The 24,587-nt window shown below is 62.5% G+C and carries 24 protein-coding genes, 1 tRNA gene and 1 riboswitch; of the genes, 19 read left to right on the top strand and 6 right to left on the bottom strand.

Features of this window, described 5'->3' with window-relative positions; translation table 11 throughout:
* Positions 1 to 118: 118 nt before the first annotated feature.
* Positions 119 to 295, bottom strand: coding sequence for a DUF4278 domain-containing protein (locus ACKUUH_RS00795; protein WP_407947936.1), 177 nt, complete (start codon positions 293 to 295; stop codon positions 119 to 121).
* A gap of 367 nt (positions 296 to 662) precedes the next feature.
* Between ACKUUH_RS00795 and ACKUUH_RS00800 the strand changes: the two genes are divergently transcribed.
* Positions 663 to 1,004 (top strand): P-II family nitrogen regulator, encoded by a 342-nt coding sequence (locus tag ACKUUH_RS00800; protein ID WP_407948018.1) that lies wholly within the window; start codon positions 663 to 665, stop codon positions 1,002 to 1,004.
* On the opposite strand, the gene ACKUUH_RS00805 is transcribed toward ACKUUH_RS00800, so the two are convergent.
* Positions 1,001 to 2,209, bottom strand: coding sequence for a CaiB/BaiF CoA transferase family protein (locus ACKUUH_RS00805; protein WP_407947937.1), 1,209 nt, complete (start codon positions 2,207 to 2,209; stop codon positions 1,001 to 1,003). The two genes, ACKUUH_RS00800 and ACKUUH_RS00805, sit on opposite strands and share 4 nt — an antisense overlap.
* 194 nt (positions 2,210 to 2,403) lie before the next feature.
* Here ACKUUH_RS00805 and ACKUUH_RS00810 point away from each other — a divergent pair, with 194 nt between their 5' ends.
* The 11 genes from ACKUUH_RS00810 to ACKUUH_RS00860 all read left to right on the top strand — a co-directional run bounded on the left by ACKUUH_RS00810 (position 2,404) and on the right by ACKUUH_RS00860 (position 16,283).
* On the top strand, positions 2,404 to 3,276 hold the full coding sequence (locus ACKUUH_RS00810; RefSeq protein ID WP_407947938.1) for a sensor histidine kinase: 873 nt from the start codon (positions 2,404 to 2,406) through the stop codon (positions 3,274 to 3,276).
* Positions 3,273 to 4,997: an ATP-binding protein gene (locus ACKUUH_RS00815; protein WP_407947939.1), complete on the top strand. Its 1,725-nt coding sequence runs from the start codon at positions 3,273 to 3,275 to the stop codon at positions 4,995 to 4,997. Before ACKUUH_RS00810 ends, ACKUUH_RS00815 begins: the two co-directional genes overlap by 4 nt.
* Positions 4,998 to 5,108: 111 nt before the next feature.
* On the top strand, positions 5,109 to 5,552 hold the full coding sequence (locus ACKUUH_RS00820; RefSeq protein WP_407947940.1) for a copper chaperone PCu(A)C: 444 nt from the start codon (positions 5,109 to 5,111) through the stop codon (positions 5,550 to 5,552).
* Positions 5,553 to 5,907: 355 nt separating this feature from the next.
* Positions 5,908 to 7,908, top strand: a complete 2,001-nt coding sequence (locus tag ACKUUH_RS00825; RefSeq protein ID WP_407947941.1) for a DUF1302 domain-containing protein — start codon at positions 5,908 to 5,910, stop codon at positions 7,906 to 7,908.
* Positions 7,909 to 8,522: 614 nt separating this feature from the next.
* Positions 8,523 to 9,878, top strand: a complete 1,356-nt coding sequence (locus ACKUUH_RS00830) for a DUF1329 domain-containing protein (protein WP_407947942.1) — start codon at positions 8,523 to 8,525, stop codon at positions 9,876 to 9,878.
* A 288-nt stretch (positions 9,879 to 10,166) separates the two neighbouring features.
* Positions 10,167 to 11,252, top strand: coding sequence for a WD40/YVTN/BNR-like repeat-containing protein (locus ACKUUH_RS00835; protein WP_407947943.1), 1,086 nt, complete (start codon positions 10,167 to 10,169; stop codon positions 11,250 to 11,252).
* A gap of 147 nt (positions 11,253 to 11,399) precedes the next feature.
* Positions 11,400 to 12,203 (top strand): enoyl-CoA hydratase/isomerase family protein, encoded by an 804-nt coding sequence (locus ACKUUH_RS00840; protein ID WP_407947944.1) that lies wholly within the window; start codon positions 11,400 to 11,402, stop codon positions 12,201 to 12,203.
* Between the two features lie 15 nt (positions 12,204 to 12,218).
* Positions 12,219 to 13,394 (top strand): acyl-CoA dehydrogenase family protein, encoded by a 1,176-nt coding sequence (locus ACKUUH_RS00845; RefSeq protein WP_407947945.1) that lies wholly within the window; start codon positions 12,219 to 12,221, stop codon positions 13,392 to 13,394.
* A 14-nt stretch (positions 13,395 to 13,408) separates the two neighbouring features.
* On the top strand, positions 13,409 to 14,602 hold the full coding sequence (locus ACKUUH_RS00850) for an acyl-CoA dehydrogenase family protein (RefSeq protein WP_407947946.1): 1,194 nt from the start codon (positions 13,409 to 13,411) through the stop codon (positions 14,600 to 14,602).
* A 93-nt stretch (positions 14,603 to 14,695) separates the two neighbouring features.
* Entirely contained in the window at positions 14,696 to 15,481 is a 786-nt protein-coding gene (locus ACKUUH_RS00855) for an SDR family oxidoreductase (RefSeq protein ID WP_407947947.1), read from the top strand.
* 25 nt (positions 15,482 to 15,506) lie between these two features.
* On the top strand, positions 15,507 to 16,283 hold the full coding sequence (locus ACKUUH_RS00860) for a glutamine amidotransferase (RefSeq protein WP_407947948.1): 777 nt from the start codon (positions 15,507 to 15,509) through the stop codon (positions 16,281 to 16,283).
* A gap of 36 nt (positions 16,284 to 16,319) precedes the next feature.
* Here the strand turns inward: ACKUUH_RS00860 and ACKUUH_RS00865 are convergent.
* Positions 16,320 to 16,395 (bottom strand) — tRNA-Ala (locus ACKUUH_RS00865).
* A 317-nt stretch (positions 16,396 to 16,712) separates the two neighbouring features.
* Here ACKUUH_RS00865 and ACKUUH_RS00870 point away from each other — a divergent pair.
* From ACKUUH_RS00870 to ACKUUH_RS00885, 4 genes are all read left to right on the top strand, one after another.
* Positions 16,713 to 17,015: a YggT family protein gene (locus tag ACKUUH_RS00870; protein WP_407947949.1), complete on the top strand. Its 303-nt coding sequence runs from the start codon at positions 16,713 to 16,715 to the stop codon at positions 17,013 to 17,015.
* A 6-nt stretch (positions 17,016 to 17,021) separates the two neighbouring features.
* A complete protein-coding gene (locus tag ACKUUH_RS00875) occupies positions 17,022 to 17,348 on the top strand; it encodes a DUF167 family protein (protein ID WP_407947950.1) in 327 nt (108 codons plus the stop codon).
* 47 nt (positions 17,349 to 17,395) lie between these two features.
* Positions 17,396 to 17,479: riboswitch (ZMP/ZTP riboswitch) on the top strand.
* A 20-nt stretch (positions 17,480 to 17,499) separates the two neighbouring features.
* A complete protein-coding gene (folD, locus tag ACKUUH_RS00880; RefSeq protein ID WP_407947951.1) occupies positions 17,500 to 18,408 on the top strand; it encodes a bifunctional methylenetetrahydrofolate dehydrogenase/methenyltetrahydrofolate cyclohydrolase FolD in 909 nt (302 codons plus the stop codon).
* A gap of 5 nt (positions 18,409 to 18,413) precedes the next feature.
* On the top strand, positions 18,414 to 19,430 hold the full coding sequence (locus ACKUUH_RS00885; protein ID WP_407947952.1) for an aldo/keto reductase: 1,017 nt from the start codon (positions 18,414 to 18,416) through the stop codon (positions 19,428 to 19,430).
* Positions 19,431 to 19,451: 21 nt separating this feature from the next.
* Here ACKUUH_RS00885 and ACKUUH_RS00890 read toward each other — a convergent pair whose 3' ends face one another.
* Positions 19,452 to 19,709, bottom strand: a complete 258-nt coding sequence (locus ACKUUH_RS00890; RefSeq protein WP_407947953.1) for a YjhX family toxin — start codon at positions 19,707 to 19,709, stop codon at positions 19,452 to 19,454.
* A 268-nt stretch (positions 19,710 to 19,977) separates the two neighbouring features.
* On the opposite strand from ACKUUH_RS00890, the gene ACKUUH_RS00895 reads away from it, so the two are divergent.
* Positions 19,978 to 21,393 (top strand): serine hydrolase domain-containing protein, encoded by a 1,416-nt coding sequence (locus ACKUUH_RS00895; protein WP_407947954.1) that lies wholly within the window; start codon positions 19,978 to 19,980, stop codon positions 21,391 to 21,393.
* A 37-nt stretch (positions 21,394 to 21,430) separates the two neighbouring features.
* Positions 21,431 to 22,105: a DNA-3-methyladenine glycosylase I gene (locus ACKUUH_RS00900; protein ID WP_407947955.1), complete on the top strand. Its 675-nt coding sequence runs from the start codon at positions 21,431 to 21,433 to the stop codon at positions 22,103 to 22,105.
* On the opposite strand, the gene ppa is transcribed toward ACKUUH_RS00900, so the two are convergent.
* Together ppa and ACKUUH_RS00910 are read right to left on the bottom strand one after the other, a co-directional pair.
* Entirely contained in the window at positions 22,102 to 22,632 is a 531-nt protein-coding gene (gene ppa / locus ACKUUH_RS00905; RefSeq protein WP_407947956.1) for an inorganic diphosphatase, read from the bottom strand. The genes ACKUUH_RS00900 and ppa overlap by 4 nt on opposite strands.
* Entirely contained in the window at positions 22,632 to 23,861 is a 1,230-nt protein-coding gene (locus ACKUUH_RS00910) for an argininosuccinate synthase (protein WP_407947957.1), read from the bottom strand. The genes ppa and ACKUUH_RS00910 overlap by 1 nt, the downstream gene beginning before the upstream one ends.
* A gap of 141 nt (positions 23,862 to 24,002) precedes the next feature.
* On the opposite strand from ACKUUH_RS00910, the gene ACKUUH_RS00915 reads away from it, so the two are divergent.
* Positions 24,003 to 24,584 carry a LemA family protein gene (locus ACKUUH_RS00915; RefSeq protein ID WP_407947958.1) on the top strand — a complete coding sequence of 194 codons (582 nt, stop codon included), beginning with the start codon at positions 24,003 to 24,005 and terminating at the stop codon, positions 24,582 to 24,584.
* Positions 24,585 to 24,587: the final 3 nt, after the last annotated feature.

Consider the following 24,587-nt stretch of genomic DNA (forward strand, 5'->3'; position numbering starts at 1 on the left):
ACGGAAAGGCCGTTCCTTCGCGGGAAGGAGCGGCCTTTCGCCTGTCGGAGGCTGCCCGCCATCTTGTACGCGCCGGGGAAGGCAACCCTCAGACGAGTGGCAGGCGCGGGCAGTCTCTTCAGCCGTGTTGCGGTGCGCCGCGATAACGCAGGCCCGCTCTGCTCGCCCGGGGCTTGTCCTTGTGGCCTTCGGCGGAGTGGTAGCTTGCGCCGCGATAGTTCAGAACAACGTCCTTTGACGGCGCCACATTGCGATCGCCGTGATGGGTGGCGCCCCTATAGGTCAGATCGGTCACGGAAGCCTCCTGTGCTGGACTGCATTTCTTGACGGACAATATGAGTAAGATGTGTAAGTTTGTCAATAAGCTTAAAAGCGGGAGATACACATTCTTTGGACAGGCTGCCGCTCCGCTGCTAGAAAAGGGCCAACTCCTTGCGTTTCCGGCGTTTTTTCCGGGTCCTCGGGGCGGCATGTAACGCCCCGACAGTGTGTACGAGGCTTTGAATATGGAAAAACTTGACCAGAGAATTCAGCTGGTGGCTTCGGTCGAGTTCAACAACGTGGTTGACCGATGGCGCCGCGAGCAGGCGGACCTGCCGTCTCGGTCGGAGGCGATCCGGCGGCTTGTCCTTCACGGTCTCGAATATGAGAAGAGCTTTCCCATGCGCATGATCACCGCCATCATCCGGCCCCATAAATATGAGGAATTGCGCGACGCGCTGGTCGCCATCGGGATCGAAGGCATCACCGTTACGCAGGTTCAGGGCTTCGGCCGGCAGCGCGGGCATTCGGAGATCTATCGTGGCGCCGAATACCAGGTGATGGAGGTGCCGAAGGTCCGCATCGACGTGGCCGTAAGCGCCGAGCTCGTCGAGAAGGCCGTTCGCGTGATCGAACGTGCAGCCAGCACCGGCAAGACCGGCGATGGCAAGATTTTCGTTCAGCCGCTCGAACAGGTCGTGCGCATCCGCACCGGTGAGACCAACGAAACGGCGCTCGGCTAACCCGCCACAGCGCCGTTTTCGATCATTCTTGCTATCTCGTCTTCGCCGAACCCGAAATCGGCGAGGACTGCCCTCGTGTGTTCGCCGGTCAAGGGCGCGCGGCGGGGCTTGCGCTTTTCCTCACCTGCCATCCGGATCGGGCTGTCCACCGTTCTCAGGCCGCCCGCGCCTTCGATCTCGGGCAGAAAGCCGTTGGCCGCGACCTGCCGGCATTCGAGGTGATCGCCCGGCTGGGTGATCGGCCCGAAGGTGATCGTCGCTTCCGTAAAGCGCAGCTGCCATTCCTTCCAGTCGGCGGTGAGAAAGACCTCCTCGAGCAGGCTCACCAGTTCGCCCGTGTTTTCCCTTCGCGCTTCGGGCGTTGCGAAACGGGGATCCTCCAGCCATTCCGGGCGTTCGATGCATCTGGCGAGGAGCGGCCATTCGCGCTGATGGTTCAGCAGGGCGAGCATGAACCAGCGATCGTCGCGGCATTTGTAGAGTTCCGTCAGGGCGCCGCGCTGTCCGCGGCGCAACCGGACGGAGAAATCCGCATCGCACATCACGGCCTGCATCCAGAGCCCGTTCGACCAGAGGCCGTTGGCGAGCAGCGAGGTTGAGACCACACCGCCCTTGCCTGTCTTTTCGCGCCGATAAAGGGCCGCCATGATCGCGCCGAAAAGCGCGACGGCCGTCGGATGATCGCCCATGCCGGGAACGGAAATCGCGGGTTCGACCTCGGGATTGGCGCGAACGCTGTCCATGAGGCCCGAACGCGCCCACCATGCGGTGGCGTCATATCCCGTCCGGTCCTTTTCGGGGCCTTCCTCGCCATAGGGTGTCAGCGAGGCATAGATGAGGCGCTCGTTGAGCGGCAGGACATCGTCCGGCGTCAGGTTCAACCTTTCGCGGATGGGGCCGGGAAAATTGGTGATGAAGACATCCGCCTTCGCGATCAGCCTTTCAAGGACCGCGCGCGCCGCCGGGTTCTTCAGATCGAGGGCGACGCTTTCCTTGTTGCGATTGTCGAGGAGCCAGAAATAGTCCTCATCTGTCGGCGGCATGCCGGGCACGTTGATCAACTGGCGGTAGCTGTCGCCGGTTACCGGCGGCTCGATCTTGATCACCCTTGCGCCGAAATCCGACATGATGGTCGCGGCCGCCGGGCCCGCGATGAAACTCGCGCAATCGATGACCAGAAGGCCGTCAAACAGACCTTTTTCCACTCTCTTCGTCCTCCCCTACGCCCGTTCCGGACGTTCTTGTTCTTTCACGCCCCAGAATGGGGAGCTTGCGCGGACAAGTCGATATGTCCGGGGCCTTACTGAACTCGCGGATTTTACTAACGCCGCGTTTACCCGGCCGCAACGATCCCGTCCCTATTCTCAGGGAAACGCAAGCAGGCGGGAAAAATCACCAGATGCAGAGCCAGCGACGCATTTCGTACGGCCGCCGGAAGTCGCTTCTGGCAGACTACTCGGCAAATCTGGGCGAACTCGTCTCGCGCCAGAAGGCCGAGGCTGCATTGCGTTCGGCCAAGGCGGAATCCGACATGGCCAGCCGCACGAAGTCGGAATTCCTCGCCAATATGAGCCATGAGCTCAGGACGCCGCTCAACGCCATCATCGGCTTCTCCGAATTCATCCAGCATATCGGGGCGAACGGACAGCCCTCCGACAAGACGGTGGAGTATGCTTCCCATATAGCGGGCGCCGGCCGCCACCTGCTCAATATCATCTCGGACATCCTCGACATTTCGAAAATCGAAAGCGGGACCTTCCAGCTCGCGAAGGAGAACTGCGACCTCCGGGAGCTGATCGAGGCCTGTATCGTGCTTATCGAACCGCGTATCCGCGAGAAGAAGCAGGTGCTGGAAATCAAGGCCGACCCGGTCCTGCCGCAGGTGCCCGTCGATGTACGCCGTGTCAAGCAGGTGCTCATCAACCTGCTTTCCAACGCGCACAAGTTTACGGCAGAAGGCGGGCGCATCGTGCTCGTTGCGACGCGGACGCCCGAGGATGGCGCGACGATTGCCGTCGCCGATACCGGCATCGGCATGACGAAAGAGCAGATCGCATATGCGATGACGCCCTTCGGACAGGTACAGGCGAGCTATGCGCGCGGGCATGAGGGAACGGGGCTCGGCCTTCCGATTGCCGCGGCGCTTACGAAACTTCATGGCGGCGAGTTCCAGATTTACAGCGAACCCGGAAAAGGAACGACCGTGTTCTTCACCCTCCCGCCACTTCGCGATGGCGAGAAGACTTTGCATCATCAGGATCATTTGTCATGACGACCTTGCCCAGCACCGACGCAGAAGCACCTGCGGATGCGAGCGATGGCCCGGAGGCCCCGCCCTTTCTCGACCGGCGAGGAAAGCCAGCGGCGGCACCGCAACGGATTGCGCATATCGTCTCGGTATCGGGATCGCAGGCGATCGCCGTTCTCGAGCGCGACCGGCACTCGCCCGATGGCGGACCGCGCGTCGAAATCGGTCAGCTTGTGAAGGTGCCGACACCGCTTTCGACGGTTGTCGGCCTCGTCTCCGCGGTCAGCGCGCCCACGCTGGCAAGTGGCGGCGATGCCGAGGACATAAGGCTCATCGAACTCAACCTCGCCGGCGAAGTGGTCGACGACCCGGATGACGGACGGCTCTCGTTCCGCCGCGGCGTGTCTCACCTGCCGACGATCGGCGACCCCGTTCTGTCGGCGGATCGATACGACCTGACGCGCGTCTATACGCAGCCGAACGTGGCGACGATCGAGGTCGGCACTCTCTTCCAGGATGCCGCCGTTCCCGCGCGCTTCATCATCGACGATCTTCTGGCGAAGCATTTCATCGTTGTCGGTACGACGGGGTGCGGCAAATCCTGCGCGCTGACAGCCATTCTGCAGCGTGTCCTCGAAGATCATAATCATGCGCATATCGTCATGCTCGATGTGCACAACGAGTATCCAACGGCCTTTGGCGAGCGTGCTGAACTCATCAATCCAAGCAATCTTCACCTGCCGTTCTGGCTCCTGAATTTTCAGGAGCTTTCCGCTGCGTTGACGAGCGGCGATACCTCTCACGATGCGGAAGTCGAGATCCTGAGCGATGCCGTGATTGCCGCGAAACGCCGCTATTCCGACGCTTCGTCACAGAGGCAGATCGCGCGCCGGCCTGGCGACAATGGCGGCGTGACGGTCGATGCGCCGACGCCGTTCCGTCTCTCCGATGTCGTCGCCTTCATCGACGAGCAGCTCGGCAAGCTCGACCGGACGCAGAAGACACTCCCCTTCCGGAGGCTCAAGAGCCGGATCGAGACGCTGGCGAGCGATCAGCGCTACAGCTTCATGTTCGGCAGCCTGCAGGTGCAGGATACGATGACCGACATCCTCGGGCGATTGTTCCGAGTACCGAACGACGGCCGTCCGATCACGGTCATCGATCTGTCGACGGTGCCACCGGAAATTCTCGATGTCGTGATTTCCGTCATCTCGCGGCTTGCCTTCGACCTTGCCGTCTGGAGCAAGGGCGGCTTGCCGATGCTCCTCGTCTGCGAGGAGGCGCATCGATACGCACCGGCGAATGCGGGCGAAAGTTTCGCGCCGACGCGGCAGGCGCTGTCGCGCATTGCAAAGGAAGGCCGCAAGTACGGGCTGTCGCTTGCCCTTGTTACGCAACGTCCCTCGGAGCTCGATACCACCATTCTCTCCCAGTGCAGTACGGTCGTCGCGATGCGTCTTTCGACCGAGCGCGATCAGCAGGTGATGCGCGCCAACACCCATGACGGGGCGCTCGACCTGCTCGACTTCCTGCCGCTTCTCGGCGACCGCGAGGCCATCGTTCTGGGGCAGGGCGTCGGCATGCCGATGCGCATCAGGTTCGCCGATATCGCCCCCAGGGGCGTGCCGCGGAACCTCAACAGCGGCTTCTCGCAATCCTGGAGCCGGCCCAATCTCGACCGGGCCGGCCTCGAGGCGATCGTTTCGCGCTGGCGTCAGGCGGGCCGCGAGCGGAACGGTTCCTAGGAAAACATCCGCGACACAATGCCCGCGATGGCAGGGCGCCGCCGCGGATGCGCGCCCTCCGGACTCTGTTATGCTTGCGGTCTTGCATCCCACTGTCCAGAGAGGCTCACCATGTTTCGCCCGCTCCTGCCGGTTCTTCTGCTGCTCGCGCCGATCCTTGCCTCCTGCGGTGAGAACGCGACGAGCGACATAGCGGTGAACGATGTCTGGGCGCGGGCAAGCGTGACCGATACGGGCGCTGCCTATGCCAGGATCGAGAACAGGGGCGGGGCAGACGACACGCTGATCGAGGCGCTGTCGCCCGTGGCGGAGCGGGTCGAAATTCACGACATGACGATGGAAGGCATGGTGATGAAGATGCGCAAGCTCGACGCGCTCCCGGTTGAGGCGGGAGAGACCGTGACGCTTGCGCCGGGCGGCAAGCACATCATGCTGATCGGGCTTCACGGGCCCATCGAGGAAGGCGCATCGGTTCCGCTGACGCTGGTCTTCGAAAAGGCGGGCAGGATCGAGACCGAAGCCACGGTGCGCGCCGCCGGTCAGGGCGGGCGTTGAGGTGTCGGGAGTTCTCTCTCAGCATCGTCTTTGCCGGGCTTGGGGCGACTGATTCGGATCCGGAAATTGCTGCACTGCATATAATCAGTGTGCGGCGCAATATTCTTACGAAACCGGGCTCCGCGCTCTCCAGCGGACATTACGCGCGTGTCATAAATGCCATAGAGAGCATCAATATTGCATTCGTGTGTGGCAACCTCACCCCGCAGGCTTGACTCAAACCTCCAATAAATGTCGGCTAGTGCTCGAGGGATGCTGACTGACCGGGGGGAAACAGTCGAAATGCTTTCCGATTCCTCCTCCCGGCCAGGCTGCAAAGTTAGTGAAGCCATCGAGGATCGAGGAGGATCGCTCCATGAAAAAAAGAATTGCCCAAAGAGTGTTTTTGGGCGGCATGACGGGTGCGGCAATGCTGCTGGCCGTCGGAACGGCTCATGCCGTCGAATTCAAGTTCGGGGAAGCCAATCTCCAGATCGACAATCTGGTTTCGGTCGGCACCGGATTCCGGACCTCCAAACAGGATTGTACCCACGTTGCGAAGCCGAACGGCGGCTGCTCCGCCGGAAACGGCGCCGGCATGGGCATCAACGACGATGACGGCAACATCAATACAGACCAGTGGGATCCCTACACCGCAAGCGTCAAGATCACGACCGACTTCGATCTTCAATGGCAAAATTACGGGGCATTCGTTCGCACCAAGGCGTTCTACGACTATTGGGTGAACGAGGAACTCGGCACCAGGAACAACCGGTTCGGCAGCCGTCCCATCACCGACGCGGCGCGCGGCGATCAGGCGCGCGATTTCGGCGGAAGAAGCTTCGACCTTCTCGATGCTTTCGTGTACGGCAATTTCGACGTTGCGGGCATGCCGTTGAATGTCCGCGTCGGCAAGCAGGTTGTGAACTGGGGGGAAAGCCTCTTCATCCAGGGCGGTATCAATTCCTTTCTGCCGATCGACGTGACGGCCATTCGCACGCCCGGTTCGGAACTGAAGGAGGCGCTGATGCCTACGCCTTCCGTGTTCGCGTCCATCGGGCTGCCGGGCAGCGTAACGGTCGAGGCTTTCTGGCAGTTCGGGTGGCAGAAAACGGAACCGGACGCCTGCGGCACCTTCTTCAGCACCTCCGACGCCGCCTGCGAGGGCGGTGCATACGTCATGCTCGGCGACGAATATCCGGGTCAAGTCCAGATTCCCCGTCGTGCGTCCGAGGAGGGCGACGATACGGGCACCTTCGGCGTTGCGATCAAGCATTATGCCGAAAACCTCGGCATGGGCACCGATCTCGGCCTGTATTTCACGCAGCAGAGTCTGGTCCTGCCGATTGGCACGTTTACGCTGGGCGATTTCGGCGCCGCGACGGCAAGTATTCTCGGTGCTCCGGTTTCCGACATAGCGACCTTTTGCGGTGCTTTCGGACAGGCGACCCTTCTTGGCTGCGCAACAACTCCGATTCCGGCGCTTGGCGGGATAACGGCCCTGAAAGCCGGTGTCGGCGCCACCGCCGGGACAAAGAACTACCTGATCCAGTATCCCGAAGACGTCAGAACCATCGGCGCGAGCTTCAATACCTCGATTCCGCTTTTCGGCGGGTCGGCCTTTTTCGGCGAAATGGCGTTCACACCCGATATGCCGTTTGCGCTCAGCGATCCGGAAATCAACTCCGCCGAGCTGGATGCGATCCGTGCCTGCGAATTTGCGGGAGGTCCGGTCGGCTGTTTGAGCCAGGGAAGCCAGAATGCCGGCTTCGCTTATGCGCCGGGCGACACGATCCGGGGCTATGACGAGTTCGATGCCATAACGGGTCAGCTTGGAATGATCAGCACGCTCAACCCGTCGGCGGCTCTTCCGTCCCTGATCGGTTCGGATCTGATGATCCTGATCGCGAATGTCGGGTTTCAGTATCTTCCCGATCTTGCGGACAGCACGAACCGGCTGGCCGCGCCACGCTCGGCGACCACGCATCCCGATCTGGCCACCGCGTTGATCCTTGGCGATTCGGCTTGCGGTGCAGCCGCGGCCAACCCCCTGGTTCCGGATTGCAAACTTGCCTACGCAACATCCAGTTCCTGGGGTTACCGTCTCGCGGCGACCTCGGACTACAACAACGCTTTCGGAACGGCGTGGACGCTCACGCCCACCATTCAGTGGGCACATGACGTGAATGGCGTATCGGCCGGTCCGGTCGGCCCCGGTTTCGTCGAAGGAAAAAAGACCGTCAGTGTCGGCGTTACCGCCAATCTTCAGAATACGTGGCGTGCCAATATCCAGTACACGAACAGTTTTGGAAACGAGTTCAAGAACTTTGCCAGCGACAAGGACTTCGTTACCATGACGGTCTCCTACGCGTTCTGATCTTTCGAAACGCGTAGGCGAAATGGAACCCGGCGGTGGCGACACCGCCGGGTCTTTTCTTTTGGGGGCATGCCGTTTTTCTTCTGTTCGTCTTTGCCGGGCTTGACCCGGCAATCCAGAAGGCGCGTAGCGGCACCTAATCTTCGCAAGGACTCGCTTCTTCGGAACCGCCCGCCCAGGTTTTGTGAAGAGTGACGCTGTCTTTGGCAGCCTCCGGGCCGCCGGCCTCCTTGATTACAAGGGAGGGTCCGGGGGAGAGGAGTGTGGGGAGGCGCGGCCCGCAAGCGCAATGCCCCGCCATACTGCGCTGCAGAGCGGCCGGACGGCGCGGGAATCATCCGTAGGCGGAATGAGCGCGCTTTCGCCGCCGCGCCGTCCGCGGGGCGTTCATTAAAAAGATTTAATGCGCACAAAGGCCAAACTGCCCGAAAATCGGGGCGAATAGAGGCGCGAAGGACACAGAATCCGCAGCGTGCGATTTGCGAGCTTCGGCCAATTTGCTATCATCCCGTTTGAGTAAGGCGGGGAAACCGGCCTCGGTGAACAGTATATAAAGCCAAAGGGCAAACGCTGGCGCCGAAAGCCTTATAAGAAATCCAGTGGAGGGAACGTATATGAAAAGGACTACCTTGTTGGTGTCCGCCCTTGCGACAGCCGTGTTCGCAACCGGCGCGCTCGCCAAGGTTCCGGAAGCCCAGGTGAATCGTCTGGGTCAGGACCTCACCCCGATGGGGTCGGAGAAGGCCGGCGATGGCGATATTCCTGCATGGACCGGCGGCCTTGCCACCGTGCCGAGCAATGTCAGCTACAAGCCGGGCGACAAGCTCGCCGACCCCTTCGCCAGCGATCCGGTCAAATACACGATCACCGGCGGCAATGCGGATCAGTACGACGATGTCCTGACACCGGGTTACAAGGCCCTGCTGAAGGCCTATCCGACCTACAAGATGAATGTCTACGAATCGCGCCGCTCCTGCGCCTTCCCGGACAAGTTCTATCAGGCCAACAAGCGCAACGCGGCTGTCGGCGAACTCGTCGGCGGCGGCGCGGGCGTCAGCGAAGCCATTTTCGGCTCGCCGTTCCCGATCGCGAACAACGCGCTCGAGATGATCTGGAACCACACGCTGCGCTATCGTGCTTTCAAAGTCGTGCGTCAGTTCGCGGCGGCGCCGGTCACCCGCAGCGGTGACTACACGCTGCAGATCGTGCAGGACGAAGCCATCCTGCAGTGGTCGGATCCTTCCGCATCGCGCGCCGAGGATCTCGACAACATCTCGCTCTATTACATCGCCAACACCATTGCCCCGGCCCGTGCCGCGGGTAACGTGATCCTGGTGTATGAAGCCCTGAACGCCCAGATTCAGCCGCGCCAAGCCTGGCAGTACAGCCCGGGCACCCGCCGCGTGCGTCGCGCGCCGAACATCGCGTATGACAATCCCGGCACGAACTCCGACGGCCTGTCCACCTCGGACAGCTTCGACGGCTACAATGGTGCTCCGGACCGCTACGACTGGACCGTGCTCGGCAAGAACAAGCGGCTGATCGCCGTCAACGCCTATGTGGCTGAGTCAACTCCTTACAAGGAGTTCCTGAGCCCGCTTCACCTGAACCAGGACAAGGTGCGTTACGAACTGCGCCGTGTCTGGGAATTTGAGGGCAAGCTGCGCCCGGATACGCGCCACGTCTACTCGCGCCGCGTCTACCACAATGACGAGGACGCCTGGCAGATGGCGGCCGTGGAGCTTTATGACGGCCGTGGCCAGCTCTGGCGCGTGCAGGAAATGCAGCAGATCCAGCGCTACAACGTGCCGCTCTGCGGTTCGGCCGGCGAAATCGTGTACGACCTGCAGGCGGGCCGCTATCTGGCGCTCTCGATGCAGAACGAAGAGCCCCCGGTGAACTACTTCGCCGACGAGCTGGACAAGAACCGCTACACGCCGAACGCGATCCGTCAGCTCGGCGTCCGCTAAAGCGGACTGGAAATGGCAAGGGCCGGGCCCCGGAAACGGGGTCCGGCCTTCTGCTGTGCGAATGGCCGTCTCCAGCTGCCGCCCCGTTTAACCTTGTTTTACGGGCGGTGCCGGAATCGGGCGAGAGTCCAAGACGGATCGCGAAATTTGCGCTATAAGAACGGAAAACGGCTATAACAAACCAAGAAAACAGGAAGCGCGCCGCCTGGCGGCATCGGGGCTCGGGGGAAACCGGGAGCGGTGCAGTTGCGGCGGCCAGAAACGCCCGAGTGCAGGAGCCTAGGTAAAATGTCTTCGTTTTTTTCCCGGATCGTATCGAGCGGGGCACCGCGTCTGCGGCTCATGTCCCTTGCCGGCGCGTGCGCCATTGCGCTGGCGCTCACCAGTTTCGGCCCGCGGCCTGCTGCCGCCCAGGAGGAGGCCGCTTCGTCCGATGTCGAGTATGCGGTTCCGTCCGATCTTGCGGCCGAATCGCTGCTGCTTGACGCGACCTATGCGGGCGACCGGCTGGTCGCCGTCGGCGAGTTCGGCCACGTCGTGCTGTCGGACGATCGCGGCGTCACCTTCCATCAGGCCAAGACTGTCCCGACGCAGTCGACGCTGACCGGCGTGACTTTCGTAAACAAGGATCTCGGCTTTGCCGTCGGTCACGATGCGACGGTCATTCGCACGACGGATAGCGGCGAGACATGGGAGCTCGTCTACAACGACAGCGAATCCGAAATGGCCTTCATGACGGTCTATTTCGAAAACGAGAAGCGCGGCTTTGCGATGGGCGCCTTCTCCTTCATCGTCGAAACGAATGACGGTGGGGAGACTTGGGAAGAGCGCTCGCTGAGCGACGGCCTGCTCGACGACTACCATCTCAACAAGCTCTTCTCCGACAAGGATGGCGATCTGTTCGTCTCCGCCGAGTTCGGCGTCGTCTATCATTCGACCGACAAGGGCCGCACCTTCAACCGGATCCAGACTCAGTATGAAGGCTCCTTCTGGGGCGGGTTCGGCATGTCGGATGGTTCGGTCATGGTGTTCGGCATGCGCGGCAACGCGTTCCGCTCCTATGACAAGGGCCAGACCTGGGAGAAGGTCGACACCGGCACGGACAAGTCGATCGCTGGCGGCGTGCAGCTCGGCAGCGGCAAGATCGTCCTTGTAGGCCTGCAGGGCTATGTCGGCTATAGCGACAATGGCGGCAAGAGCTTCACGGAAGTGACTCGCTCCGACCGTCTCGGCTATGCGGCGGTGACCGACGGTCCCGACGGGCAGATCGTTGTCTTCGGCGAGCCCGGCGCGAAGGTGATGCCCGACGACATGGAAAAGGCACGTGAAGCCGTCGGCGCAAAGATCACGGCGCAGGCCGACAGCGACAGCTGATCGGGCTCCCGACTTCCGGCAATCGAGAACCCCGGCCCTGGTGCCGGGGTTCTTTTTTGCGCTGCTTCCGGAACGCTTTTCTTTGGACCGCGCGCGGGCCACAATCGATCCAAGAGCTCGCACAAGAGCCGGGCCGAGGGAGAGAGCATGACGGAGAAGATCGATTTCGCGCGCTATACGCGTATCAAGGCTAGCCGAAAAGGCCGCGTGCTGACGCTGGCGCTCAGCAATCCGGCGCTGATGAACGCCGTGGACGGCGAAATGCACCGCGAGCTTTCCCGCATCTTTCTCGATGCCGCCGACGATCCGGATTCGGACGTCGTCGTTCTTACCGGCGAAGGCGATGCCTTCTCGGCGGGCGGCGATTTGAACTGGATGAAGCGCGGCTTCGAGGCGGGCGAGAAGGGGCCCGATGCGGCCGAGGCCAAACGCATCGTCTTTTCCCTCCTCGATCTCGAAAAACCCATTATCGCGAAAGTGCGCGGCCCTGCCGTCGGGCTTGGGGCGACAATCGCCCTCATGTGCGACGTGATCTTCGCAAGCGACAATGCGCGCTTCGCCGATCCTCATGTGCGTGCCGGCATCGTGGCGGGCGATGGTGGCGCGATCATCTGGCCACAACTCGTCGGATATGCGCGTGCCAAGGAATATCTGATGACGGGCGATCCTGTGCCTGCCGTGGAAGCCGAGCGCATCGGTCTCATCAATCATGTGGCGCCCGATGCCGAGCTCGATGCCCGCGTCGAGGCCTTTGCCGACAAGCTGGCAGGCGGTGCGACCCAGGCGATCAAGTACTCCAAGGTCTCGGTGAATATCGGGCTGAAGCAGCTCGCTCATTCGATCCTCGATACGTCGATCGGCTATGAGATGCTCACCTTCACGACGGAGGATCACAAGGAAGCGGTGCGGTCCTTCCTCGAGAAGCGCAAGCCCGCCTTTACAGGACGTTGAGAGGTGGATGCCGCGATGACAGACATGCCGCTCAACTTCGACGAGCCCGAGCATGTGCGCATGCTGCGCGAGACGACGCGCCGCTTTGTAGAGGCGGAAATGCCGCGCGAGAAGGCGCGAGAATGGGACAGGGGAAATATCTATCCCGCCGAGACAATGAAGAAGCTCGGTGCCATGGGCCTGATGGGGCTCACGGTCGAGGAGAGGTTCGGCGGTGCCGGCGTCGACATCTATGCGACGATGGCCGTGATCGAAGAAATTGCGAAACGCTCCGTCGCGGTTGCCTGCCCCTACATTATGGCGGTTTGCTACGCGGGCATGAACCTCGGCGAGAGCGCGAACGAGGAGCAGAAGCAGGAGCTGTTGCCGAAAGTCGCAGCAGGCAACCTTCTCTTCGCTTATGGACTTTCGGAACCCAATGTCGGCGGCGATCTTGCAACGGTGGAGACGACAGCGCGGCGCGAGGGTGACGAACTCGTCATCAATGGCACGAAGCGCTGGTGTACCGGCGCGCATATCGCTGACTATATATTCTGCCTGTTGCGTTCAGGACCGAAGGAAGACAAATACAAGAATCTTTCCATCGTGCTGATCCCGCCCAAGCTTCCGGGCATCACCATCACGCCGCTCGGGCATCTCGGTATTCGCGGTGTCGAAACGAAGGACGTGATCTTCGAGGATGTGCGCGTGCCTGCCGCGAATATTCTTGGCGGCGAGGCGATGTGGAACAAGGGCTGGAACCAGCTTGCGGGCCGTGCCCTCGAAGTGGAGAAGCTCGAACTTTCCGCCTGCGCGCTCGGTCTTGCGGAGGCTGCACTTGCGGACGCCTGGCGTTACGCCGAAGAGCGCGTGCAGTTCGGACGCGCGATCGCCGGGCATCAGGCGGTGCGTCACACGCTGGCCGAAGCGCAGACGAAAGTTCGCGCCATGCGGCTCATGCTCTACAGCGCCGCCTGGCTCGCCGATCAGGGACGGCCTTGCTCTGTCGAAACCTCGATGGCAAAGCTCTTCTGCTGCGAAGGCGCGGCGGAAGTCACGCAGATGTGCATGCGCGTCACGGGCGCCTACGGACTTTCCGACCAGATGGACATGGAGCGCTATGTACGTGACGCAGTCAGCCTGCCGATCGTCGGCGGTTCGTCCAACATGCAGAAAAACAATATTGCGAACCGGTTGAAGCTCGGGGCCTGAAAAGGGAGGGCGGCATGACCGCAACGGAGACGGCGAAGAAGACAGGTGCAGACCTCCTCGCGGCTGCCGAACGCTTTGCGCCAGAGATTGCGGAGCGCGCGGCGGAGATCGAGGCAAACCGCTTCCTGCCGCAGGATATGGCGAAACGCTTCGCGGAAGCAGGTCTCTACCGGCTCTGCGTTCCGGAAGTCTATGGAGGGCTCGAGAGCCATCCCGGCGAGCTTGTGAAAGTGGTCGAGCGGATTGCGCAGGACGACGGATCGGCGGCATGGTGCGTCTTCATCGGCGCGACATCGGGTGTCGTTGCCGCCTTTCTGGAGCCCTCCGAAGCGGAACGGATTTTCGGCGATCCATTCACCATTACCGCCGGCGTTTTCGCGCCGCGGGGCAAGGCGGTGCATGCAAACGAGGGTGGCGTCGACGGCTACCGCGTCACCGGCCGATGGCAGTGGGGCTCGGGCTCGCGCAATGCCTCGTGGATTTCCGGGGGTGCGCTCATCATCGGCGATGACGGGAAGCCCGAAATGGCCGCGGAAGGCCTGCCACAAAACCGGATGATGATGTTCCGGGCGGAAGACGTGCTGCTTCACGATACGTGGGACGTCTCCGGCCTTTGCGGGACGGGCAGCACGGATTTCGAGGTAAAGGATCTCTTCGTGCCTGCAGCCCGGGCGGTAAGCCTCGTCAGCGACAAACCGCTTGCGCGTCCGCTCTATTGTTTCCCGACCTTCGGGCTTCTCGGGATCGGCATTGCGGCGGTCTCTCTCGGTCTTGCGCGTGGCGCGATCGATACGCTGGTGGAACTTGCGGGCGGGAAGACGCCGCAAGGTTCGTCGAAGCCGCTTGCGCTTCGCGCCAAGGCGCATCTCGACGTTTCGCAAGCGGAGGCGCTGACGCGTTCGGCGCGTGCCTTTCTGATGGAGACCGTCGAAGCGGCATGGGACGCGGCTACGAAGGATGGCGAGATCACCGTCGCCCATCGTCGCGACATCCGCCTTGCGACGACGCATGCGGTGCAGTCGGCGGCGCGGGCTGTCGACCTCATGTACACGCTTGCCGGCGGCAGCTCGGTCTATCGCAATTCGCCTCTGCAGCGGCAGTTCCGCGACGTTCATGTCGCGACCCAGCACATGATGGTCTCGGACGCGACCTACGAGTTGACGGGGCGGCTGCTGCTCGGTGTGCCGACCAATACCGCCATGCTCTAACCCAATGAAATAGAAGAGTCTTTTCGTGGCTTTCGCCGCTCCGTGCGGCGCTGTAGGGTCGCCGCATTCCGAAACATCAAGGACAGGAAGACTATGGCAAAGGAAAGAAAGGGCCGCGTTGAAGGCAAGATGGCTTTCGTGACCGGCGGGGCGCAGGGGCTCGGCAAGGCGTCCGCCATCATGCTCGCGCGCGAGGGCGCAAAGGTGACGCTCGCCGATATCAACGAGAAGGGTGCGGCGGAAGTTGCGGCCGAGATCAATTCCGAGCATCCGGGCGCGGCCTTTGCGGTCGGACTCGACGTCACGCGCGAAGACCATTGGAAGGAAGCGCTTGCCGAGGCCAACAAGGCGATGGGCGGCATCAATGTGCTTTTCAACAATGCCGGTATCGGCGGCGGCACGACGGTCGAGGACACCGATTTCGAGACCTTCAAGAAGGTCCAGGCGGTCGACGTCGATTCCGTCTTTCTCGGCTGCAAATATGCGATCCCCTACATTGTGCCGCATGCACCGGGCTCGATCATCAACACGTCGTCGATCGCGGGGCTGATCGCCGGGCACAACATGGCCGCCTACAACGCGGCGAAGGCCGGCGTCTGGCTGCTGTCGAAGTCGGTCGCGCTTCATTGCGCGAAGCGGGGCTACAGGATCCGCTCGAACTCGATCCATCCGACCTTCATCGACACGCCGATCCTCGACGGCATGGCGCGCGGAATGTCGAAGGAGGAGCTTGTGAAGAAGCTCGCGAAGCAGGTGCCGCTCGGTGTCGTCGGAGATCCGGACGACGTCGCCTATTGCGTTCTTTATCTGGCCTCGGACGAATCGAAGTTCATCACCGGCTCCGAAATCAAGATCGACGGCGGCATTAGCGCCATGTAAGGGCTTTCATGGCAGGCTGATCGGGTTGCGCCCCGGCTCTTGCGCCGGAGCCGGGGCGGCCCCAAATTGGTCAGCAGCCATGACACGCCGCATTCTCATCGTGCTCCATCAGGAGAGGTCCAGTCCCGGCCGGGTCGGTCAGGCGCTGGTCCGGCGCGGATGCGAACTCGATATTCGACGTCCCTCGCTCGGCGATCCCCTTCCAGCCAGCATGGAAGGCCACCACGCGGCCATCATTTTCGGTGGGCCGATGAGCGCCAATGACGACCTGCCCTTCATCAAGGCGGAAACCGGGTGGATCGGCGTTCCGCTCAGGGAGGAGAAGCCCTATCTGGGTATCTGCCTCGGGGCGCAGCTCATGGCGCGGCATCTCGGCGCCCGTGTCTATAGTCGCGAGGACGAGAGGGTCGAAGTGGGCTACTACCCGATCCGGCCGACGGGCGAAGGCCAGCATCTCTTCGACAATCCGCAATATGTCTATCAGTGGCATGCGCAGGGCTTCGATCTTCCCTCAGGAGCGGTGCAGCTTGCGGAAGGCGACGAGTTTCCCGTCCAGGCGATGCGCTACGGGGCTCAGGCCTATGGCATCCAGTTCCATCCCGAACTCACCACGCCGATGATGGATGCCTGGCTCACCTTTGCGAGCCACAGGCTGTCCCAGCCGGGCGCGCAGCCCGTCGAGCTGCACCGGAAGGGACGGGCGGAGCATGACGCCGCGCTCAGAGCCTGGCTCGGCCGCTTTCTCGATCGCTGGCTGCCGGCGGAAGCAGACGTGCCAAGGGGCGAGGCTGAGCCGGCCTGAGGCATGCGGGTGGATTTTCTGGGGGCTTCCGGAAAATGGTGGAGCCGAGCGGGATCGAACCGCTGACCTCCTCATTGCGAACGAGGCGCTCTCCCAACTGAGCTACGGCCCCGGAGCCCTGCGCTTTTTCATGCGCCGGAGGCCGCTTATTAGGCGGCAGCGAGCGAGGTGTCAAGAGAGGCGTCCGCGGAAGCAATCGGGAGAGCCCGAATGTCCTTTGTCCTTGTTGCCCCCGGACCGGAGCCGGCGCCGTCCGGCGGTCCGGTTTGTGCGCCGCAAGCGGGACCGGGCGGCAAAGCTCTCCTTGAACAGGCCCTCCCCGGCGGTTACATCTCATGGAGGCGAGCTATCCGGCACCCCGTTTCCGGCTGTTTCCCGGCCGTCCGCGTGAGCCGTCCCCTCCCAAAAACCAGCAACCGGCGAGCCCCCATGATTGCTCTTCTGAACCTGATCGACACGCTCATCACTCTCTATATCTGGGTGATCATCATTGGCGTTGTGCTGAGCTGGCTCATCGCCTTCAACGTCATCAACACGCATAATCGCTTCATCTATATCGCGGTGGACACGATCAACCGGCTTACCGAGCCGGTCTTGAGGCCGATCCGCAATTTTCTGCCCAATCTGGGCGGTCTCGATGTGTCGCCGGTCATCCTGCTGCTGGCGCTCTTCTTCGTGCAGAATCTCATCCGCTACGACGTTCCGATGTGGCTCGGCGCTGGCCGCTACTGACGCCCGATGCTTGTCAGGCCTGCAGCGGGCGGCGTGACGGTTCGGTTGCGGGTGACGCCGCGCGGCGGAAGCGACCGGATCGATGGGCGCGGAGAGGATGCGAACGGAGAGCCGCATCTCAAGCTCCGCGTCTCGGACGTGGCGGAGAAGGGCAAGGCGAACGCCGCCGTGCTGAAACTTCTCGCGAAGGCCTGGGGGGTGCCGCGCTCCTCGCTCTCGATTGCATCGGGCGAGACGGGGCGAAACAAGACAGTTGCGGTGGCGGGCGATCCCGCGGACCTCAAGGCCCGGATAGAAGCCTGGCTCGAAAGCCTCCCGGAAAGACCGAAGTGATGCAGACGCGGACTTGTCGCGGGACTGCCCTCCTTATTATAGTGCCGCTGCCCTTGCGTGACTGGCGAGAAGAGGTGGAGCGAACCACCGTGGAGCGCAAGGGCTATGCGCCGCTCGCCTGGGCACCCTATCCAGACAACGAGGTGCCCTCATGACGCGTTCGGTAAAAGCTTCCATCATCGACGGCAAGACCATTTCCGCGGAACTGCGCGCCCGCGTGGCGGCGGAGGTTTCGCGGCTGAAGCAGGAGTATGGGCTCACGCCCGGCCTTGCCGTCGTGCTTGTCGGGAACGATCCGGCGAGCGAGGTCTATGTCCGCAACAAGGGCATCGCGACACGCGAGGCAGGCATGAACTCATACGAGTACAGGCTGCCCGCCGAGACGAGCGAGGCGGATGTTCTCGCCAAGGTGCGCGAGCTCAATGCCGATCCGAGCGTACACGGATTTCTGGTTCAGTTTCCGGTGCCCGACCATATTTCCCAGCAGAATGTGATCGATGCGATCGATCCGTCGAAGGATGCAGACGGGCTCCACCCGCTCAATGCCGGGCGGCTCGCGAGCGGCTTGCCCGCGATGGTTCCCGCGACGCCGGAGGGCTGCCTCATCATGGCGAAGAAGGCGGGCGGCGATCTTTCAGGCAAGCATGCCGTCGTAATCGGGCGCTCGAACCTTGTCGGCAAGCCCGTCGCGCAATTGCTGCTCAGGGAGAACTGCACCGTCACGATCGCGCATAGCCGTTCGCACGATCTACCGGCCATCGCGCGCGAAGCGGACATTCTCGTTGCGGCGGTGGGTCGGCCGCAAATGGTGAAGCGCGACTGGGTGAAGCCCGGCGCCATCGTCATCGATGTCGGCATCAATCGCGTTCCCGCGCCGGAGAAGGGCGAGGGCAAGACCAGGCTCGTCGGCGACGTCGCCTTCGATGAGGTGGCGGAAGTCGCGGGCGCGATCACGCCCGTTCCCGGCGGCGTCGGTCTCATGACGGTTGCCTGCCTGCTGCGCAATACCGTGATTGCCGCCTGCCGGGCCAAAGGCATCGAACTGCCGAAGGATTTTTGACGCTCATGGAAATGCGCAAGCTCGGAAAGCTCTGGCCTGTCAGCGCGCTCACACTTGGTGGCGGCGGGCTTGGCCAGATATGGGGCGAGACCTCGCGCGAGGAAGCCGTCGCAACGCTTCGCCTCGCCGTCGAGCGCGGGATCACGCTGATCGATCTTGCGCCGCTCTATGGCCGTGGCGAAGCTGAGGCGGTGGCGGGTGAAACCTTCGGCGCCGGCTGGCCGGACGGCGTTCGCGTCACGACGAAATGCATGGTGGGGCAGCGACATCTTGCCGGCATCGCGGAGCGTCTCGAGAAGTCGGTCGTGCGCAGCCTCTCGACGCTGAAGCGCGAACAGGCGGACATCTTCATCCTGCACTCGAATATCTGTCCGGACGATTACGTTTACGGGCGCGATCCGGCGTTCGAGGATTATGGCGTCGTGCCCTGGTCGGCCTTCGTCAACGAGGTCGCCCCCGCCTTCGAGGCGCTAAAGGAGAAAGGCCTCATTGGAAATTGGGGCATCACGGGCACGGGACTGCCGCGCAGCATCATGGATGCACTTCGAGGCACGCCGAAGCCGGCCGTCGTGCAGGCCGTGACGAACCTCCTCGATTCGCCCGGCGGGATGCGGCGATATGAAGAGCCACCAGAGCCGCGCAACATCATCCGCACCGCGAAGAACAACGACGTCGGTGTGATGGGGATTCGCGCGGTGCAAGCGGGTGCGCTCACCGCGGCGATCGACAGGCCGCTGGCGGCAGACGATCCGGAAGTGCGTGACTATGAGAAGGCGGCACCTTTCAGGACGCTTTGCCGCGACCTCGGCGAAGACCCGGCCATCGTCGCGCATCGCTATGCGCTCCACATGCAGGGCGTCGACACGCTGGTGCTCGGTGTCAAGAATCGTGCAGAGCTTACCGCCATTCTCGATGCCGAGGCACGCGGGCCGCTGGAAGAAGAGACGCGTAAGCGCATTGATGCGCTGCGGCTCAACTTCCAGATGCCGCGCATGCCGATCGACGGGGACGGAACGCTCTAGATGTGCGAACCGGTCCTGCCTTCACCTGTTGTCGAGTTGCGCCCGCACGGCGTGCAGTCCCTCGCGGGTGATGAGATAAGGTTTGCCTTCCCGCGACGCGATCAGCCGTCTTTTTCTCAAGCGCCGGAATGTGGCCAGGGTGCAGTCGGCAAGCACCCATCCCTCGCGAGTGACGCAGGCGGCTTCGACGATCTTGCCCTTGCCGTCCTTCTCGACGCAGATGTGTCCGCCGCGCGCGAGCGCGTGCAGCGTGCGCTGCTCGAACTTCGAGATATTCATGAATAGAGTTCCGGAGAAAAGCCAAAGCGAGGCGGGCCTCACACCGCGTGCAGGCAATCGCGCTGCGCGGGTGGGCTCCCGTCCTGTGGAACGGCCTGGCAAAAAGGGGGCTTCCCTCTCAGCGGCCGCGCTTTTCTCCGAATACAGACATCAACGCTCCATCTGGCGTGAAGCTCTATCAGTAATCGCGGATGTGGCAGCGGGTCAATTCCGGCGGCGCACCGGCCTGTTTCTTTTGTTCACATTGTGTCTCATGCCACACATGGCCATGGCTCAGGCAGCCATGGCGCAGGACGACCCTGAAGCGGGCATGATCGGCTGGCCGCAGGCGGAGATGCGCCACGCACTCGACTATTTCATCGAACGGCGCATGAGGGAGCTCGATATTCCGGGCGTTGCGCTCGCTGTCATCGCCGATGGGCGCATCGTCTACGAAAAGGGCTATGGTTACGCCGACGCGGACGGCGATCAGGATGTGACGCCAAATACGCTTTTCGAAGTCGGAGGTCTCGGTCTGCCGCTCGAGGCCTACGCGGCGATGCTGCAGGTGCGTGAGCGAAAAATGTCGCTCGACACGCCATTGTCGGACTATCTGAAAGCACCTTGGCTGCCCGACGAGGAAGCGTCCGCGACAGTGACGCTCCGCCATGTGCTCAACCATCGGTCGGGACTTTCGGATCGGGTGCGGCTCGGGTCGCGCGGCCTGTCTTTCGAGCCGGGGACCGAGTTCGGCTATTCGGGCATGGGATATGTTTACCTCGCCGATGTGATGTCGGAGATCGAGGGCGTTCCCTTTGACCGCCTGATGCGGCAACGCCTGTTCCGGCCGCTCGGCATGTCGTCTTCGGGCTATATCATTCCCGAAGGGCTTGTCGGGGAAGTCGCGCGCGGTCACCACGCGCTCTGGATGCCGATCTCCGCGTTCGCAGGCCCGATGGCCGCCATCTTCGCGATCCTCGCGATCGCGACCGTTCTGGTGCTACGGCTCGGATTTCACCGGCTGAAGCTCGAGCCATTCGACCTCGTTCCCGCCGCTGTCATAGCCCCGGTTGGCGCCAGCGCCATTCTCTATTATCTGCAAGGCGGCTGGGCGCTCCTCTTCTGCCTTGGCTATTTCATCGTGTGGCTGGCGGCGATCGCGCTCATCGTTGCCGCGGTTCAGTATCTCCGTTTCATCTTCGATCGCGGGTGGTCGGACGGGGTGCTGTCGCGGGGCGTGCGGCGCTCTTCGTTCAGCCCGGTCCTCTTTGTGGCCGTGCTGCTCATGAGCCTGTTTTTCATGACCTGGCAGGTGCCTCTGCCTGCGCGAGACGGCGACGACTTCAATGCCGCGCTGTCGCTTCGCTCGAGTGCTCATGATCTTGCTCTCTTCGTCACGGGCTTTGTCGACGGAGCGCTTGTCGGGCCACCGTTGCGCGCGACCATGATCGAGAGTCGCGTGACGGTTGCCGAAAGAAAGGGAGACCGGTTCGGCTGGGGGCTCGGTTTCGGCACGCGCGAGCACGAGGGCGGCCTGACCCTCTGGCAAACCAGCACCAATATCGGTATGCGCGGAATGATGGTGATCGATCCTTCGCGGCGCGCCGGCGTCGTCATTCTCACGAATGCGGACAAGGGAAAAATACTGATGCAGGAAGTCTCGGGTCATGTGCTCGGGCCGGAAGACCCGTGGCGGCTGCCCTGAGGCTGGGCTAGTCTTTTCCGGTGTTCCGGGAGGGGTCATGGAAAAATTCGAAACGATCTTCGCCCGCGCCGCGAAAAGACATGGCGGTGCCAAAGCCGTCGAAGCGGAACTGCCGAAGCCGAAAAACGCCGCCGCCCTCCGCAAGATCGGGGACGACCGCTGGCTTTCGGCCATGACCAAGTCCGTCTTCCAGGCGGGCTTCGTGTGGAAGATGATCGAGAACAAGTGGCCGGGCTTCGAGGAGGCCTTCGACCATTTCGACCCGCACCGCATCGCCTTTTATGCCGATGAAGATATCGAGCGGCTCGCGGGCGATGCGCGCATCGTGCGCAATGGCGCGAAGATCGTCGCGACACGAAACAATGCGCGCTTCGTCTGCGATCTGGCAAACGAACACGGCTCGGCCGGTGCGTTCTTCGCCGCGTCGAAGCCGGAGGACTTTGCCGGCCTTCTCGACACTCTCAAGAAGCGCGGGGACCGTCTGTCCGGTGCGTCTGCCCAGTTTTTCCTGCGGCAGATGGGCGTCGACGGCTGGGTGATGTCGCCTTCGGTTGTTGCGGCGCTTGTGAAGGCGGGTGTCATCGACAAGGCGCCGACTTCGGCGAAGGCCATGCGTGCGGTGCAGGAGGCGTTCAACGTCTGGCGCAAGGAGAGCGGCCGTCCGCTCATGGCGATCAGCCGCGTGCTGGCGCTTTCTGCCGATCCGGATTAGCTCTTCTTCCCAGCCTCGATCGCCTTCATGATCAGCTCGCGAGCGATGCTCGCGTCCCTCCAGCCGTCGACCTTCACCCATTTGCCTTCTTCGAGATCCTTGTAGTGCTCGAAGAAGTGAGTGATGCGCTGGATCAGAATGTCCGGCATGTCGGTGTAGTTCTGGACGTTCTTGTAATAGGGATTGAGCTTCTCGACCGGCACGGCGAGGATCTTTTCATCCTGCCCCGCCTCGTCATGCATCATCAGAACGCCGATGGGACGTGAGCGGATGACCGCGCCGGGCACGACCGGAATGCGGCTCACCACGAGCACATCGACCGGGTCGCCGTCATCCGACAGCGTGTGCGGCACGAAGCCGTAGTTGCAGGGATACTGCATGGCCGTGTGCATGAAGCGGTCGACAAAGAGCGTGCCGGATTCTTTGTCCATCTCGTATTTCACCGGGTGGCCGCCATGCGGCACCTCGACGATCACGTTGATATCGTCCGGCGGATTCTTGCCGATCGGGATTGCGTCGATACGCATTATTTCTCAACTCTCTTGTCACGGGCCGCGAGCAGGCGCAGGCGCAGCGCATTGAGCTTGATGAAGCCCGCGGCATCCTTCTGGTCGTAGGCGCCGGCGTCGTCTTCGAAGGTGACGTGTGCTTCGGAATAGAGCGAATAAGGCGAGGAGCGGCCGACGACGGTAGCCGAGCCCTTGTAGAGCTTCAGGCGGACCGTGCCCGTCACCATTTCCTGGCTCTTGTCGATCAGCGCCTGCAGCATCTCGCGCTCGGGGCTCCACCAGAAGCCGTTATAGATGAGCTCGGCATAGCGCGGCATGAGCTCGTCCTTGAGATGGGCCGCGCCGCGGTCGAGCGTCAGACTCTCCATGCCGCGATGGGCGGCAAGCAGTACCGTGCCGCCCGGCGTTTCGTAGACGCCGCGCGACTTCATGCCGACATAGCGGTTCTCGACGAGGTCGAGGCGGCCGATGCCGTTCGCGCCGCCGAGTTCGTTCAGTTTCGTCAGCAGCGTTGCCGGGCTCATCTTCACGCCGTCGATGGAGACGGCATCGCCCTTTTCGAAGCCCACCTCGATGTAGGTCGGCTTGTCGGGCGCTTCCTCCGGCGAGACGGAGCGGGAATAGACATATTCCGGCGCTTCCTCGGCCGGGTTTTCCAGCACCTTGCCCTCGGCCGAGATGTGCAGAAGGTTTGCGTCCACCGAGAACGGCGCCTCGCCGCGCTTGTCCTTGGCGATCGGTATCTGGTGCTTCTCGGCAAACTCGATGAGCTTCGTGCGCGAGGTCAGGTCCCATTCGCGCCAGGGCGCAATCACCTTGATGCCCGGATTGAGCGCGTAATAGCCGAGCTCGAAGCGCACCTGGTCGTTGCCCTTGCCTGTCGCGCCATGGCAGACGGCATCGGCGCCGGTTTCGGCGGCAATCTCGATCTGGCGCCTGGCGATCAGCGGCCGGGCGATGGAGGTGCCGAGCAGGTAGACGCCTTCATAAAGCGCGTTCGCCCGGAACATCGGGAAGACATAGTCGCGCACGAAGGTCTCGCGCAGGTCCTCGATGTAGATTTCCTTTATGCCGAACATCTCGGCTTTCTTGCGCGCCGGCTCCAGTTCCTCGCCCTGACCGAGGTCGGCGGTGAAGGTCACCACCTCGCAGCCATAGGTTTCCTGAAGCCATTTCAGGATGACGGAGGTGTCGAGGCCGCCCGAATAGGCCAGCACCACCTTTTTCACGGATTTGTCGGCGCTCATGTCGTCACCTTATTGAGGGTCGATTTTGCGGCGCACTATAGGGAAATCCGCCCTTGCGGCAAGGGGAGGGGAGAGGGGCGCGACGAACCGGGCTTTGCCTGCCATAATCGGCCGGCAAGAGGCCAATTTCGGGGGTATCCCATGGATTCGTCGGTCGTTCTTCTCGTCCTGCTCGGTCTCGTGGCCGTTGGCGGCTATGCCTGGTATGCGAGCCTCATCACGCGGCGGAACGAGGTCAGGGAGGCGATGGGCTCGATCGACGTGCAGCTCCGGCAGCGCTTCGACCTCCTGCCCAACATTGTGGCCCTGGCGGCGAAGTTCATGACCCATGAGAAAGAGCTGCTGGAGGGGCTGACGGCGCTGCGCGCCAGGGTGGCCGCTCCCTACGCAAAGGACAATCCGAAGGCCGTGGAAGAGCATCTCGATGCTTCCCGGAAGCTCGAGGCGGGCATGGCGCGGCTCTTCGCGGTCGCCGAGAACTATCCCGAACTCCGCTCCGCCGAAACGGTGACGCGGGCTCAGGCGACATTCGAGGAAGTGGAGGGCAACATCGCCGCCGCGCGCCGCTTCTACAATTCGGCCGTGACGCGGCTCAACAATGCGGTCGAGATTTTCCCGGGCTCCGTGATCGCGCGGCTCGCGAATGTACAACCGTTCCCCTTTTACGAGGTCGTGGACGCGGCGGCGCGCGAGCCTGCCGATGTCAACAAGCTGATGCCGTGAGTT

It is taken from the genome of Parvibaculum sp. (assembly GCF_045863935.1).
GTDB lineage: Bacteria > Pseudomonadota > Alphaproteobacteria > Parvibaculales > Parvibaculaceae > Parvibaculum.

Coding starts and splice junctions, on each gene's coding strand:
- ACKUUH_RS00800 (WP_407948018.1), top strand. CDS start 663: ATGCGCATGATCACCGCCATCATCCGGCCCCATAAATATGAGGAATTG.
- ACKUUH_RS00810 (WP_407947938.1), top strand. CDS start 2,404: ATGCAGAGCCAGCGACGCATTTCGTACGGCCGCCGGAAGTCGCTTCTG.
- ACKUUH_RS00815 (WP_407947939.1), top strand. CDS start 3,273: ATGACGACCTTGCCCAGCACCGACGCAGAAGCACCTGCGGATGCGAGC.
- ACKUUH_RS00820 (WP_407947940.1), top strand. CDS start 5,109: ATGTTTCGCCCGCTCCTGCCGGTTCTTCTGCTGCTCGCGCCGATCCTT.
- ACKUUH_RS00825 (WP_407947941.1), top strand. CDS start 5,908: ATGAAAAAAAGAATTGCCCAAAGAGTGTTTTTGGGCGGCATGACGGGT.
- ACKUUH_RS00830 (WP_407947942.1), top strand. CDS start 8,523: ATGAAAAGGACTACCTTGTTGGTGTCCGCCCTTGCGACAGCCGTGTTC.
- ACKUUH_RS00835 (WP_407947943.1), top strand. CDS start 10,167: ATGTCTTCGTTTTTTTCCCGGATCGTATCGAGCGGGGCACCGCGTCTG.
- ACKUUH_RS00840 (WP_407947944.1), top strand. CDS start 11,400: ATGACGGAGAAGATCGATTTCGCGCGCTATACGCGTATCAAGGCTAGC.
- ACKUUH_RS00845 (WP_407947945.1), top strand. CDS start 12,219: ATGACAGACATGCCGCTCAACTTCGACGAGCCCGAGCATGTGCGCATG.
- ACKUUH_RS00850 (WP_407947946.1), top strand. CDS start 13,409: ATGACCGCAACGGAGACGGCGAAGAAGACAGGTGCAGACCTCCTCGCG.
- ACKUUH_RS00855 (WP_407947947.1), top strand. CDS start 14,696: ATGGCAAAGGAAAGAAAGGGCCGCGTTGAAGGCAAGATGGCTTTCGTG.
- ACKUUH_RS00870 (WP_407947949.1), top strand. CDS start 16,713: ATGATTGCTCTTCTGAACCTGATCGACACGCTCATCACTCTCTATATC.
- ACKUUH_RS00875 (WP_407947950.1), top strand. CDS start 17,022: ATGCTTGTCAGGCCTGCAGCGGGCGGCGTGACGGTTCGGTTGCGGGTG.
- folD (WP_407947951.1), top strand. CDS start 17,500: ATGACGCGTTCGGTAAAAGCTTCCATCATCGACGGCAAGACCATTTCC.
- ACKUUH_RS00885 (WP_407947952.1), top strand. CDS start 18,414: ATGGAAATGCGCAAGCTCGGAAAGCTCTGGCCTGTCAGCGCGCTCACA.
- ACKUUH_RS00890 (WP_407947953.1), bottom strand. CDS start 19,709: ATGAATATCTCGAAGTTCGAGCAGCGCACGCTGCACGCGCTCGCGCGC.
- ACKUUH_RS00895 (WP_407947954.1), top strand. CDS start 19,978: ATGGCTCAGGCAGCCATGGCGCAGGACGACCCTGAAGCGGGCATGATC.
- ACKUUH_RS00900 (WP_407947955.1), top strand. CDS start 21,431: ATGGAAAAATTCGAAACGATCTTCGCCCGCGCCGCGAAAAGACATGGC.
- ppa (WP_407947956.1), bottom strand. CDS start 22,632: ATGCGTATCGACGCAATCCCGATCGGCAAGAATCCGCCGGACGATATC.
- ACKUUH_RS00910 (WP_407947957.1), bottom strand. CDS start 23,861: ATGAGCGCCGACAAATCCGTGAAAAAGGTGGTGCTGGCCTATTCGGGC.
- ACKUUH_RS00915 (WP_407947958.1), top strand. CDS start 24,003: ATGGATTCGTCGGTCGTTCTTCTCGTCCTGCTCGGTCTCGTGGCCGTT.